Source organism: Klebsiella sp. 1SOBk10mer (assembly GCF_046602535.1).
Taxonomy (GTDB): domain Bacteria; phylum Pseudomonadota; class Gammaproteobacteria; order Enterobacterales; family Enterobacteriaceae; genus Klebsiella; species Klebsiella quasipneumoniae.
The window spans coordinates 482,599-495,272 of the sequence record NZ_JBKIUP010000001.1; the positions used below are offsets into that span (position 1 = coordinate 482,599).

Annotated in this window: 12 protein-coding genes; 1 reads left to right on the forward strand and 11 read right to left on the reverse strand. The window is 65.8% G+C overall.

Going from position 1 to position 12,674, the window contains the following annotated elements:
- Nucleotides 1-151: 151 nt before the first annotated feature.
- Complete coding sequence (gene nifA / locus ACLH1I_RS02155) at nt 152-1,726, reverse strand: nif-specific transcriptional activator NifA (protein WP_004203574.1); 1,575 nt, start codon at nt 1,724-1,726, stop codon at nt 152-154.
- On the reverse strand, nt 1,723-3,207 hold the full coding sequence (gene nifL / locus ACLH1I_RS02160) for a nitrogen fixation negative regulator NifL (RefSeq protein ID WP_004203573.1): 1,485 nt from the start codon (nt 3,205-3,207) through the stop codon (nt 1,723-1,725). Before nifL ends, nifA begins: the two co-directional genes overlap by 4 nt.
- Nucleotides 3,208-3,526: 319 nt before the next feature.
- On the opposite strand from nifL, the gene ACLH1I_RS02165 reads away from it, so the two are divergent.
- Complete coding sequence (locus ACLH1I_RS02165; RefSeq protein WP_004203572.1) at nt 3,527-4,057, forward strand: flavodoxin; 531 nt, start codon at nt 3,527-3,529, stop codon at nt 4,055-4,057.
- Nucleotides 4,058-4,079: 22 nt separating this feature from the next.
- On the opposite strand, the gene nifM is transcribed toward ACLH1I_RS02165, so the two are convergent.
- The 9 genes from nifM to nifE form a co-directional block, all read right to left on the reverse strand.
- Nucleotides 4,080-4,880, reverse strand: coding sequence for a nitrogen fixation protein NifM (gene nifM / locus ACLH1I_RS02170; RefSeq protein WP_004203570.1), 801 nt, complete (start codon nt 4,878-4,880; stop codon nt 4,080-4,082).
- Entirely contained in the window at nt 4,880-5,323 is a 444-nt protein-coding gene (locus ACLH1I_RS02175) for a nitrogen fixation protein NifZ (protein ID WP_004203569.1), read from the reverse strand. The genes nifM and ACLH1I_RS02175 overlap by 1 nt, the downstream gene beginning before the upstream one ends.
- Complete coding sequence (locus ACLH1I_RS02180; protein ID WP_004203568.1) at nt 5,320-5,577, reverse strand: nitrogenase-stabilizing/protective protein NifW; 258 nt, start codon at nt 5,575-5,577, stop codon at nt 5,320-5,322. The genes ACLH1I_RS02175 and ACLH1I_RS02180 overlap by 4 nt, the downstream gene beginning before the upstream one ends.
- A gap of 2 nt (nt 5,578-5,579) precedes the next feature.
- On the reverse strand, nt 5,580-6,722 hold the full coding sequence (nifV, locus tag ACLH1I_RS02185) for a homocitrate synthase (protein WP_032456840.1): 1,143 nt from the start codon (nt 6,720-6,722) through the stop codon (nt 5,580-5,582).
- A gap of 15 nt (nt 6,723-6,737) precedes the next feature.
- Nucleotides 6,738-7,940 (reverse strand): cysteine desulfurase NifS, encoded by a 1,203-nt coding sequence (gene nifS / locus ACLH1I_RS02190; RefSeq protein WP_049003989.1) that lies wholly within the window; start codon nt 7,938-7,940, stop codon nt 6,738-6,740.
- A 15-nt stretch (nt 7,941-7,955) separates the two neighbouring features.
- Nucleotides 7,956-8,795, reverse strand: a complete 840-nt coding sequence (gene nifU, locus ACLH1I_RS02195) for a Fe-S cluster assembly protein NifU (protein ID WP_004203564.1) — start codon at nt 8,793-8,795, stop codon at nt 7,956-7,958.
- Between the two features lie 194 nt (nt 8,796-8,989).
- Entirely contained in the window at nt 8,990-9,460 is a 471-nt protein-coding gene (locus tag ACLH1I_RS02200) for a NifB/NifX family molybdenum-iron cluster-binding protein (protein ID WP_065877377.1), read from the reverse strand.
- Complete coding sequence (gene nifN / locus ACLH1I_RS02205; RefSeq protein ID WP_049003986.1) at nt 9,447-10,832, reverse strand: nitrogenase iron-molybdenum cofactor biosynthesis protein NifN; 1,386 nt, start codon at nt 10,830-10,832, stop codon at nt 9,447-9,449. The genes ACLH1I_RS02200 and nifN overlap by 14 nt, the downstream gene beginning before the upstream one ends.
- A gap of 9 nt (nt 10,833-10,841) precedes the next feature.
- Entirely contained in the window at nt 10,842-12,215 is a 1,374-nt protein-coding gene (gene nifE, locus ACLH1I_RS02210; RefSeq protein WP_004203560.1) for a nitrogenase iron-molybdenum cofactor biosynthesis protein NifE, read from the reverse strand.
- Nucleotides 12,216-12,674: the final 459 nt, after the last annotated feature.

Here is a 12,674-nt window from a genome sequence, read left to right on the forward strand (position 1 = left end):
TGGTTGGGCGATACCTTCCTGCTGCAAAGGGCATACCAGAGAGCGATTTTATATCACACTGAAAAATAATGAGTTATTCCGCTTCCCTGCGGCAAAATATTGTCGTGTTCCCGCCGCACGGGCGACAATGTCCTGAACCTGACACCGCGGCCTACAGACGCGGCAGGGTGATATCCATGATCTGGATCCGGTAGGCGACCTGGCGCGGCGTCATCCCCAGCAGCCGCGCCGCCTTGGCCTGCACCCAGCCGGCTTTTTCCAGCGCGGCGATCAGCCGCTGGCGTTCATCCAGGCTGTTGTCCAGCCAGCTGTCTTCCGCTGGCCCGCTGGCGGGCAGGGCTTTGGCCGGACGTTCCTGGTGGGTGAAGAGGATCACGTCGCGATCGATCAGGCCGCTCTCGGACATCACCGCCGATCGTTCGAGGCAGTTCTCCAGTTCGCGGACGTTGCCCGGCCAGCTGTACTCCATCAGCAGGCGGATCGCCCCCTCGCTGATCCGCAGCGTGCGCCCCTGATGCTGGCCAATTTTGCGCACCAGAAAGTGCGCCAGCTCGGCGATGTCCTCCTGACGCTCGCGCAGCGGGGGCAGGGCGATGGGCATCACGTTCAGGCGATAGTAAAGATCCTCGCGGAAGTGGCCCAGCCGGACCTCCTCCTCCAGGTGGCGGTTGGTGGCAGCGATGATGCGGACATTCACCCGCAGGGTCTCATCGCCGCCGACCCGCTCCATCTCCCCCTCCTGGAGGATGCGCAGCAGCTTAGCCTGGAATGAGGCGCTGCTTTCGCCAATCTCGTCGAGAAACAGGGTGCCACCATCCGCCAGCTCAAAACGCCCCTTACGCTGGCGCACCGCCCCGGTAAAGGCGCCTTTTTCATGGCCGAACAGTTCGCTTTCCAGCAGGTTGTCCGGCAGCGCCGCGCAGTTAAATTTGACGAAGGCGGCGCCAGCCCGCGGCGAATGGTGGTGGATGGCATTGGCGATCAGCTCCTTCCCGGTGCCGCTTTCGCCGCGCACCAGCACGGTGGTGTCCCAGCGCGAAACCTGGCGGATCACCTCCACGATCTGGCGCATCGCCGGGCTCTTGCCGACCATATTGTCAAGGCCCACCCCGCGCGACGACGAGCAGGCCGGCGGCCGTTCCACCTTCGGCGGCTGGCGGCCCGGCAGGGTGGCGGAGGCCGGGAGGATCATCAACCGGATGGTCTGGGCGATGAGGTTGGCGACGGTTTCGAGAAAGCGGGTGCAGGCCGGCAGCCGCTCTTCCTGGCGCGCCATCGGCTGGGCCGCCAGCACTCCCATGGGCCGGGCGTTGGGCCCCATCAGCGGCACGGCGATAAACGGCAGGTCATAATCGTAGAGGCTCAGACGGTCGAGAAAACGCTGATCGTCGGCGACCCGCGGCAGCACCAGCGACTGCCCCTGGGCCAGCACCGTCCCCACCAGCCCCTCGCCGGGACGATAGCGGATCTGCGCGCTGCCGGGGAGGGTCTGCTGCTCGGTTTGCTGCAGCGCTTCGATACTGAGGATCTCCTGCTCGCTGTCGTAAAGACAGATCATCCCATGCTGCATAAAGGCATCGTTGTGCAATACGCTGAGCACCTCCTGTAGCGTTTTGCTGGCCTCGGTGGCGCGGCTCAGCACCACGCTTATCCGCTGCATGGCGGTGAACTGCTGAGAGAGGTCGAAGCGTCTGACGGTGGTGTCCGGGTCGGATTCGGGGATCATGCTTCACCTCCGTTCAGGGTGTTAAACAGCGGGAAACGCAGGGTCAGGCAGGTGCCGCCCTGCGGCCGGGAAGCCAGCTCGATGGCCCCGCGATGGTGCGCCACCAGGGTCTGGATCAGCCGCAGCTCCATGCCTTTGCCCGGCGAATTCAGCGCGTCGGGGGAGTGGGCGTAGCGCACCTGCAGCAGCGGCACGTTGTCGGTCAGGTACAGCGCCAGCCAGCCGTCGTTTTCCTCGGCATAGAGCTGCATCGCCAGCGGGACGGAAGGCAGCTCGGCGGCGAGGGCCAGGGTGCGGTCGAGCCACAGGCTTAAGCACGCCAGCAGCTGAGTGCGCTGGCCAAAACCGATCAGATGCGGTGAGGCCATTTCCAGCTGTAGCCCCTCGGGATCGAAGCGGGTGCGGTAGAGGGCGCACAGGTCGTCGAAAAAGGGCTGCAGCGGCCAGACGGCGGGGCTTTCGAGTTCCAGCGACGGGCGACAGCGCTGGAGCCGGGCCATCGCCTCTTCCCCTTCTCGCCAGGCGGCCTCCAGCGCCACGTTGCCGCTGCTCTCGCCGTTCAGCCGACGGGCCGCCGCCAGCATGTTAATCGGGCAGTTCAGCTGGATCAGCGCGGCGTCCAGCGACTCGCGGATCGCCGCCAGCAGCTTGCCGGCGGTCATTTGCTGCTTCAGCCGGTCGAGGCGGCCCTGCTCCTGCTGCTGGCGCTGCTGGGTACAGTCGGCGATCACCACCAGGCTTCGCGCCAGGGCGCTGTCGATAAAGTAGCGGCTGGCCTCTTCGCTGACGCCGGGCAGCGGCCAGCAGGTCACCGACAGCCAGCGCGCGGCCCCGCGGATCGCCACCGGCAGGATCTGTTCCACGCCGGGCGTCATTCGGCCAGGGGAGACCTGCAGCTCGGTGAGCAGCTCCCGGCCGCCGCAGTCGGCGCAGAAGGTTTTATAGGCGAGGTTGTCCATCACCACCCGATCCTGCTCGTCCACCACCACCACGGCGGCGGGAATATTATTCAGCACCGCCTCCATCAGGGTCATATGGTTGCGCAGCCGCTGCTCCAGGGTATAGCTGACGCTGATATCCCGCTGCATCGCCAGATAGTGCTCCAGTTCCCCCTGCGGACTGAGCACCGGAGTGATGTCAATCTCCACCAGGTACAGGCCGCCGTCACGCCGCTGGTTAATCAACTGGCCGCGCCACGGCTGACGCTGGAGCAGGGTGTGCCACATCTCCTGATAGATCTCGCGCGGCGTCTGGCTGCTGGCCAGCAGGCGCGGGTTCTGATTTAACAATTGCGCCAGCGAATAGCCGGTCTGGCGGCAAAACGCCGGGTTGGCGTAGATGATCCTGGCGCTGGCGTCGGTGAGTGAGATCGCCACCGAGGCCTGTTCCACCATGGTAAAAAACAGCCCCGGATGTTGTTGAGTCAGCGCGCCGGCGATGGCTTCCGGCGCGGCGTTATCGAGCATCATATTCAGGGTCATCGTAAACTCCTGTGTCGCAGTTATGACAAATTGTCCGACACCCTGCGCGGATCGCGGCGGGCTGAGCCGAACCCGGATAACCATGCAAACTGTGCGCCCTTATCGAAACGACCGAACGAAACATTGATCCGACAGGGGGAAAATCCGCTGATTTTTACCTTTCGGCCCGCCGGGGCCGCCTTTCGCGGGCGCTGCTGCGGCGGGAAGCGATCCTGATGGGGCAGGGATGGGCCGTCACGGTGCAGGGCAACCTGGCACAGCCTTCGCAATACCCCTGCGGTTATCCCTATTTCCGACACCATTCCGACAGGAGCGTACTATGGCGAACATTGGCATTTTCTTTGGCACCGATACCGGTAAAACCCGCAAAATCGCGAAAATGATCCACAAGCAATTAGGGGAGGCCGCCGCCGCCCCGGTCAATATTAACCGCGCCACGCTGGCGGACCTGCTGGCCTACCCGGCGCTGCTGCTGGGCACGCCGACGCTTGGCGACGGCCAGCTGCCGGGCCTTGAGGCCGGGGGCGAGAGCGAGTCGTGGGCGGAATTTCTTCAGACCCTCGGCGACGTCAGCCTGCAGGGGAAAACGGTGGCGCTGTTTGGCCTCGGCGATCAGCGCGGCTATCCCGATAACTTCGCCAGCGGGCTGCGGCCGCTGTACGACGCCCTGCGCGCCCGCGGGGCGACGATGATCGGCAGCTGGCCGAACGAGGGGTATGAGTTCAGCGCCTCATCTGCGCTGGAGGGGGAGCGGTTTGTCGGGCTGGTGCTGGACCAGGATAACCAGTTCGACGAGACCGACGCGCGTCTGGCGACCTGGCTTGAGGAGATTAAACCGCATCTGCTGTAGGCGATGGCGGGTAGCCTGTCGGCTACCCGCACAGCCCCGGCTGGCGCGCTAACATCTCAGCCAGCCACTGGCGCTGGTGGCGGCGCTGGCTCTGTTGACTGAGGTAATCGCGGGCGCTTTCCAGCGCCTGCTCAGGCGTCATCGGCGCGGCGGGGCGGATGGCTTCGCACCATACCAGGTGCCAGCCCAGCTCGCTGGCCACCGGCGCGCTCAGCGCGTTTTCCGTCAGCGCAAACAGGGCCTCCTCCAGCTGCGGATAAAGCAGCCCCCGGCCGATCCACCCCAGCAGTCCGCCGTCCAGCGCGCTCGGACAGTGGGAGTGTCGCTGGGCCAGCGGCGCAAACGCCTCGCGGGAGGCCGCGATTTGCCCATGAAGCGCCTGGATGCGCGAGTAAACCGCCTGCTCATCGCCATCGACGGTGAGCAGCAGATGGCGGGTCAGGCGCTGTTCCGGGCGGATAAACTGCGCCTGATGCCGCAGATACCAGGCCTGCACCGTGGCGGGATCCGGCTGCGGCGCCTGGCTGGCAATCCCGGCGAAGGCGGTTTCCAGCCGGGCATGGTGCAGGACGATCGCCGCCCGCTCCGGCGGGGTAAACCCGCCCTCATCCAGCCAGGCGCCCAGCGAAGCGGCGAGGCCTTCCCGTAGCGCGGCGGGGATCGCCTCCGCCGCGACCTGGGCGACCAGCGCCTGCTCCACGCTGGCCTGACGCTGCCAGGCCGCCTCGAAGGCCTCCCGGTCCGCCGCGGCGATGGCCGCCGGTTCGCAGTTCCAGCGGCTCTGCGCCAGCCGCCGCCGGCCAAATCGTTGCCATGGCTGCATTATTCTTCCTCCTCTGCCAGGGCCAGCGCGGTCACCGGCACCTGGAACCAGCGGCCGCCGAAGTCGACGATATAGCCGTCGCCGCGCTCGCCCCGATCGGTGGCTTCAATGCGCCCCTGCTGACCGACGTTGACCACCACTTCGCCCTGCAACGTCAGCGCCGTCTGGCAGGTGACGTTATCGCCATACTGCAGATTCCCCGCCAGCCAGGGCCGATCGCCGGCAATCAGCTCCTGTTCGCGGCAGCCGACAACCCGGTCACAGTCCGGGAAGTGGATCTGGTAGATGATCTGGTCCTGCAAGAACACCCCCCAGTCGCGGACATAGCCGATGCTGCCCCGGCGCACCAGCAGGGCGCCGGATGGCAGGCCCGCATAGGTGCCATCGTTGCGGATGGCGCGCACGACGCGGACCGCTTCGCTAAAGGTGAATGTGGGTCTCATGGCCTGTTCTCCTCGAACTGTTGCTGATAACTCTCCGCCAGCAGCCGGCGCGCCAGCAGCCAGTGCGCGCGCGGGTTCTCCTCCAGCTGGTTGAGCAGAGGCACTTCCGCCTTCAGCTTACGGTGAAAGGCGGCCAGCACCGGCAGGCTGCAATGGGCCAGACGCTCGGGCTGGTAGGGAACGGCGAAAAACTGAAAGAAGGCGTCGGCGGAGCGCAGGTCGTCTACGCCGGGGATCTGATAAAACCACTCCATGCTTACCCCCTGGCCTGCAGCGTTTCGGCGCCGCAGAGCGCGTGAAAGATTGCCGCCAGCTCATCATCCCGCGGGCTGCGTTTACCGGTTTCCGCAAAGTGGCGGAGCGCGGGCAGCAGCTGGTCAATTTGCGCTGACGTCAGGTGATAGCCCATCCGGTCGAAGACGCCGTTAACCGCCTGGCGACCAGAGTGTTTGCCCAGCACCAGCCGATAGCCGCGGCCCAGCAGGGCGGGGTCGATCGCCTGATAGCTCTCGCTGTCGCGCAGCAGCGCCGCGACGTGCACGCCGGATTCGTGGGTAAAGACCAGCTCACCCACCAGCGGCTGCTGGGGATCCACCGGGCGGCGGGTGGCGAGGGCCACCTGTTCGCACAGCGCCGGCAGGGCGGTGAAACGCACCCCGGTCTCGACGCCCAGGCAGCGCTCCAGCCCGAGCGCCACGGTCTCCAGCGCCGCGTTGCCCGCGCGTTCGCCCAGGCCCAGCACGGTGGTGTTCACGCTGGTGGCCCCGGCGCGGACCGCCGCCAGGGTGTTGGCGGTAGCCAGGCCCAGATCGTTATGGGCGTGCATCTCGAGTTCGCCGGGCCAGACGCGGCGCAGGGCGGCGATCTGCGCCGCGGTAGTGAACGGGTCGAGGATACCGAGGGTATCGGCATAGCGCAGACGGGTGGCTCCCGCCTCGCCGGCCTGCCGGGCAATGTCCTGCAGCGTCGCGTCGCTGGCTCGCGAGGCGTCCTCACAGCCAATGCAGACCTTCAGGCCAAGGGTGTGGGCGAGGTGGATCAGGGCCGCCAGCCGCTCCAGCAGCAGCGGTAAGCTCTCGCGCAGTTTGTACTGCCGCAGCTTGTCGGAGGCGGGAATGGAGATATCCACCCAGTCCATGCCCAGCTCGGCGCTCTGGCGAATTTCGCCGGCCTGCATTCGGCACCAGGTCATCAGCGTGGCGCCCGGGAGCTGACGGCGCACCAGCCGGATACGGGCGCACTCCTCCTCGCCCATCGCCGGGGTGCCGACCTCCAGCGCCTCGATCCCCGCCGCGTACAGCGCCTCGGCGATGGCGATTTTTTCGCTGGCCTGGAAGGCCACGCCGGGACTCTGTTCGCCATCGCGCAGGGTGGTGTCATTGATCAGTACGCGTCCCATTTTCGTCTCTCCGTCTTAACCGTAGACCGGCGTGAAGGCGCCATCCTGCAGGTGCGGCTGGCCGTTCCGCCAGTAGGGCGACAGGGCGCGCAGCCGGTCGATAATGGGCGGCAGGGCGGCGATGACGTAGTCGATCTCTTTTTCCCGGGTGTAGCGCGAGAGGGAGAAGCGAACGGTGCCGTGGGCCGCGGTGTAGGGGATATTCATCGCCCGCATGACGTGCGACGGCTCCAGCGAGCCGGAGGTGCAGGCGCTGCCGCTGGAGGCGGCGATCCCGGCCTGATTCATCAGCAGCAGGATCGCCTCGCCTTCAATGCACTCGAAGGCCAGATTAAGCGTGCCGGGCACCCGCGGCTGGCTGCCGCCCATCACCGTTACCGCCGGGATAGTGGCCTGGAGATGGTGTGCAAGGCGATCGCGCAGCTGGCTAATCTGCGCCATGCCCGGGAGATGGACCTGCGCCAGCTCGCTGGCGGCGCCCATCCCGACAATGCCGCTGATATTTTCCGTACCGGCCCGCCGGCCATGCGCCTGGTGGCCGCCGCGCAGCAGCGGGCGAAACCGCGTTCCCCGCCGCAGCCAGAGGCAGCCCACCCCTTTGGGGCCGTGGAATTTATGCGCCGAGCAGGAGAGCATATCGATCCGCGTCTGGCTGAGCGCCATCGGGATTTTGCCCACCACCTGCACGGCGTCGCAGTGAAACAGCGCGCCCTGCTCATGGGCCAGCTCCGCCAGCTCGGGCACCGGGAACATGACGCCGGTTTCGTTATTGGCCCACATAATGCTGACCAGCGCCACGCGCGGGCTAAGCGCCGCCCGAAACTGCGCCATATCGAGGGCCCCCTGCCGATCCACGGCGATACGGTGGATCAGGTATCCCTGGCGCTCCAGCTGTTCGCACACCGCCAGGGTGGCGGGATGTTCGACCACGCTGGTGATGATCTCGCGCCGCTCCGGCATCAGGGCCACCGCCGAGACGATGGCGGTGGTGGTGGCCTCGGTGGCGCAGGAGGTAAAGATGATCTCGCTGGGGTAGTCGGCTCCGAGCAGGGCGGCCACCTGTTGGTGCGCCCGTTCAAGGGCGGCCTGCGCCGGCAGACCAAAATCGTGTATCGACGACGGATTGCCGTAAAAGTCGGTCAAAAAGGGCATCATCGCGTCGAGAACCATCGGGTCGAGACGGGTGGTGGCGTTGTTATCGAGATAAACAGGTTTCATCGTATCCCCCTTGGGTTAGTTAACCGCGGCCGGGGCCGCCACCACGTCCATGTAACTTCCGGTACGCTCCATCAGCTTCTGCTGCAGCCAGGCGAGGGTCATGTCGGTCATCATGCAGCCGCTGCAGCTGCCGGAGAGGCTGACGGTCACCTGGCGCGGGGTGACGCTCACCAGCGTCATGTCGCCGCCGTCGGCCTGAATGTGCGGGCGCAGCTCGTTGATGGTATCGACCACGCTTTGCCAGTGCGCATCCTGGGTCGTCTCCGCCGGCAGGGGGGCGGGCGGCTGTTGGGCGAGGATCGCCGCCAGCGCCAGCTCAATTTTTTCATGGCAGGCGGTACAGCCCCCGCCGGCCTTGGTGTAGTTGATCACTTCCTCGAGGGTGGTCAGGCCGTTGTTCACCACGGCCCGGCGAATATGCCCTTCGTCGACGCCGAAGCATTTACAGATCAGCTTGCCCTCCTCATGCTCCTCCTCAAGGCTTTCGCCGCGAAAATGGGCGATGGCCGCACGCAGCGCCTCCTGGCCCATCACCGAGCAGTGCATTTTCTCCGGCGGCAGACCGTCGAGGTAGTCGGCGATCTGCTGGTTGGTGATCTGCCCGGCTTCGGTCAGGGTGTGGCCGATAATCAGCTCCGTCAGCGCGGAAGAGGAGGCGATGGCGCTGCCGCAGCCGAAGGTCTGGAAGCCGGCCTCCTCGATGATCTCGGTGTGCGGATCAACCCGCAGCATCAGGCGCAGCGCATCGCCGCAGCTTAATGAACCCACATCGCCCACCGCGTTGGCGTTGTCGACCACGCGCGCGTTGCGGGGATGAAAAAAATGGTCTTTCACTTTCTCGGAGTAGTTCCACATGCTGTCAGCTCCAGGGATGATGACGAAAACGCCGGGGCGCGGTGCACCGCAGACTGGCGGTGGTACTGTTCCCCAAGCAATTGCAGTACCAACGCATAAAAACCTTATTTATTAATTATCTGGCTGAATCAGCTCCCCCGACAGAGCCGACACTGTTGTGGCGTTTTGTGGGCTTTGTCACATAAACGACAGGCTCAGGGCTGCGGGTCGGGCTCCTCCCGCCATGTCTGCTCCTCCAGCAGGCGGTTAAAGCGCTGCGGGTCGCGTTGCCGCGCGCTGCGGCGCTGCGCTTTTTCATACCAGGAGAGCTGGATCTCCTGCAGTAAGCCGAGGATGGTGGTTTGGTCGGGAACCCGTTCGGCGCGGACGCCCACCTGCAGCAGCTGGCGAAAAACCGCCTCGCCAATCGCCACGCAGAACAGGGTGACGCAATCCTCCAGGGCGTGGACACGCTCGGCTATCTTCTCGGTCTGATGGCCGCTGACGACCGGGAACTCCACCACCCGCAGCAGGGTGACTCGATCCGCCTTGACGCCGTAGACCACCAGCCGGGGCGTGGCGCCAAAATGCTGATCGACGTGGCGGTAATCGGAGCTGGCGAAGGCGACTTTCATCGACCACTCGTCGGCGTGGACCATCTCAAACTGTCGGTTAATGGGCGGCATAAGTGTCTCCTGAAGCCGGCTGGGGGTCGGCGCCCTGGCGAAGCGGCGAGCGGTAGAGGGCGGTGTGGTGATGGCGGTCGCGCAGCAGATTGGCCAGCTCAAACAGCGTGTCGCGCATGCCGGCGTACCCCTGGCGGACCCGGCGAAACTCGCCGAGCCGGTCGAAAAGGGGAAAGCCGACGCGGATCAGCGGCAGGGCAAACTGCTCCGCCAGATCGCGGGCGTGCGAGTTAGCCACCAGCAGATCGGCGGGTTGGTGGCTCAGCAACTGCTGGAGATCCTCAAGATCCCCCGGCACCACCTGCTCGACCGGCAGCTGGCGCAGGCTGGGGTGGCTGGTGGGGGCGACCAGCGGGCCGGGCTGGATCCCCTGGCTGCGGGCGAAATCACACCATGCCGCCAGCAGGTCGCCCTCCGCGGCCATCGCCATGCGCTGGCCCTGCAGCCACATATGGCAGTCGATCATCGCATCCTGCAGCTGGCCGCGCTGGCGCTCAATCCAGGCCGGTACGCGGCGTCCGGACAGCTTCGCCAGCTGATGGATAAAGGTATCGCAGTGGTCGAGAGTCATCAGGTGCGGCAGGGCGATCACGTCCCCCCGGCTGCGCTGGCTCAGGAGGGATGCCGCCCGCTGCATTGACACGCCGATGGCGAAGCTGCCCAGACTCTGGCCCATCTGCGCAATCTGGCGCAGCGAGGCGCCGCCCTGGGTCAGGGGCGTAAAATCCCCCTGACCGAGGTGGCCATCCATCGACAGCGAGAGGTCCGGCAGGACCACCGGCTGCAGGCCAAAGGCCTCCACGCAGCGGCTCAGCCATTCGATATCCCCTGGCGAACAGAGGTGGCTGACCAGCAGGTTGACCCGCCGGGGGCGCTGCCCCGGCCGCGGCGTCGGCGCCACCCACTGCTCGATGATGCTCTCGATCACCGCGCTGTAGCCGTTTTCCATAGAGCCAAAAAAATCCGGGGTGTTGACGGTGAGGATCGCCACCCCGTTATGGCGGGGATGCGCCTCGCGAAACTGGCGCACCACCCGGGCGATATCGCTGCCCTGCGCTTCCGCCAGACCGGTGCTGAGCAGCACGATGGCCTGCGGACTGTGGCGCTGGCAGAGGGTGTCGAGCGCGGTGAAGATATTGCCGTCGGCCCCCATGATCGTGGCGGTCGGATCCATGGCCGTCGACTGCAGCGGCACCGGGTCATGGAAATGCTGAATAAAGAAAACTTTGGCGAAGGCGCTGCAGCCCTGGGCGCCGTGGACCAGCGGGATGGCCTGGGCCAGCCCGAGGCTGGCGAGGATCGCCCCGAGCGGTTGCCCGGTTTTAATCGGGCTCACCGCCAGCGGTTTTTCGCTACGGATAAGGTCTGCCATGGTGTTCTCCTAGCGCCACGGGGCGCGGGCATGCGTTTGCGGCCAGACGGGGCTGGCGAGGGTCAGACAAAGCTGGCGGGCGAGGGTGATGATGCCCTGGTAGCCAGCGTAGGCGTGCTCCCGCTCCTGATTGATATCGAGAAATGGCAGCCGGGCTTTCCAGGCGGTGTACATATTGCGTCCGCCGGCGATCATCAGATCCGCCTGATAGCGGTACACCACGTCGAGCAGGGTGCGGGCGTTGCCCTCCTCAAGCATCACCGCCTCGTCGCCCATCAGCTCCCGGATCCGCTGTTTATCCTCCTCGGTGGATTTCCGCGTGCCGGTGGCCACCACGGTCATGCCGAGATCCTGCAGGGCCGAGACCACCGACCAGGATTTCACGCCGCCGGTGTAGAGCAGCACCTTGCGCCCGCGGAGCTGCTCGCGCCACGGCGCCAGCGCCTGCTCCGCCGCTCGCTCCTCGCGGGCGATCAGCGCCTCGGTGCGGCGGCACAGGTCGTCATCCCCCAGCAGCGCCGCCAGCTGGCGCAGGGCGTCGGAGGTGGCGCGGATCCCGTAGAAGCTGCCTTCAAACCACGGCGTGCCGTAGCGCAGCTCCAGCCCCCGGGCGACGTTGATCAGCGCCCGCGAGCAGACCAGCATATTGGCCTGCGCCCGGTGCAGGGTCTGGATCTCGGCAAAGCGGCCGTCGCCGGAGAGGCTGCCGAGGACGCGGATCCCCAGCTCGTCGAGCAGCGGCTGGACCTGCCAGAACTCGCCGGCGATATTGAATTCGCCAATCAGGCCGATATCGTGGCGCTGGGCCGGGGCAAAGGGCGTGTTGTCCGGCCACGGGGCGGGTTCGCGCTGGCCAATCACCTGCCTGAGCATCACATCGCCCGCCATCCGGTTGCCAAGATTTTTGCTGCCGTAGAAGCCGGCGGCGTCAATGGCGATGACCGGCACGCCGGTGGCGGTCTGCGCGGCCTGGCATACCGCCTCGATGTCATCGCCCTCCATCGCCGGTACGCAGGTGTTGTAGATAAAGACCGCCGCCGGATGATAGCGGTCGACGATGTGACGCACGGCGTGGAACAGGCGGCGTTCGCCGCGGCCCATAATCACATCCTGTTCGTTGAGATCGGTGGTAAAGCCGAGCCGGTTGAGGGCCGGGCCGGCGCTGATGCTGCCGCGGTTATCCCACGAGCTGCCCGCGCAGCCGATGGGGCCGTGCACCAGGTGCGCGACGTCGGCGATGGGCAGGAGCGTTATCTGCGCGCCGTCGAAGGCGCAGCCGCCGGCGGTGGCGCCGGGCTTAGGGGCGCTGCAGCCGGATTTTTGCTTCTGGTTGTGCTCGCAGGCGGGTTCGTCCAGCAGCGCCAGAATTTCCTTTCCCTTCATAGTGACCTCGTTGACGGTGGGAGACCGGAGAGGTGATGCAATTCGCGCTCCAGGGAGAGGGGGATTGATTTTTAAGGAAAAAGGGTTGTGGGTTTTGCGACAAAGGCAACAATCGGACAAGGGGGGCATGATTTATCGCGCTGATAACTGGATTTACCGCGACAGTATTGCTGCAGACTGGTGAATGGCGGGAAAGGTCGATAAGGTGGACTATTCCGTTCACCGACCTTCCTCTCTATTTCATCGCGCCCTCTGCGGGTGAACGGCATGGGGGGCGTTTCGCCCGCCCCCCATGACCCCCCGCATGGCGCTGAAAATTGCCGCTGCGCGGTCCGCTCCACTCCGGCTTCATCTGGCGGAACGGGCGGACTCGACATCCCTGTCTCGACCGCCCTCTGGCCGCCGTCCTGGCGGCCAGTCCTGGATGCGCGCCTGCGTTCTCGCCAATTTTCCTGATGC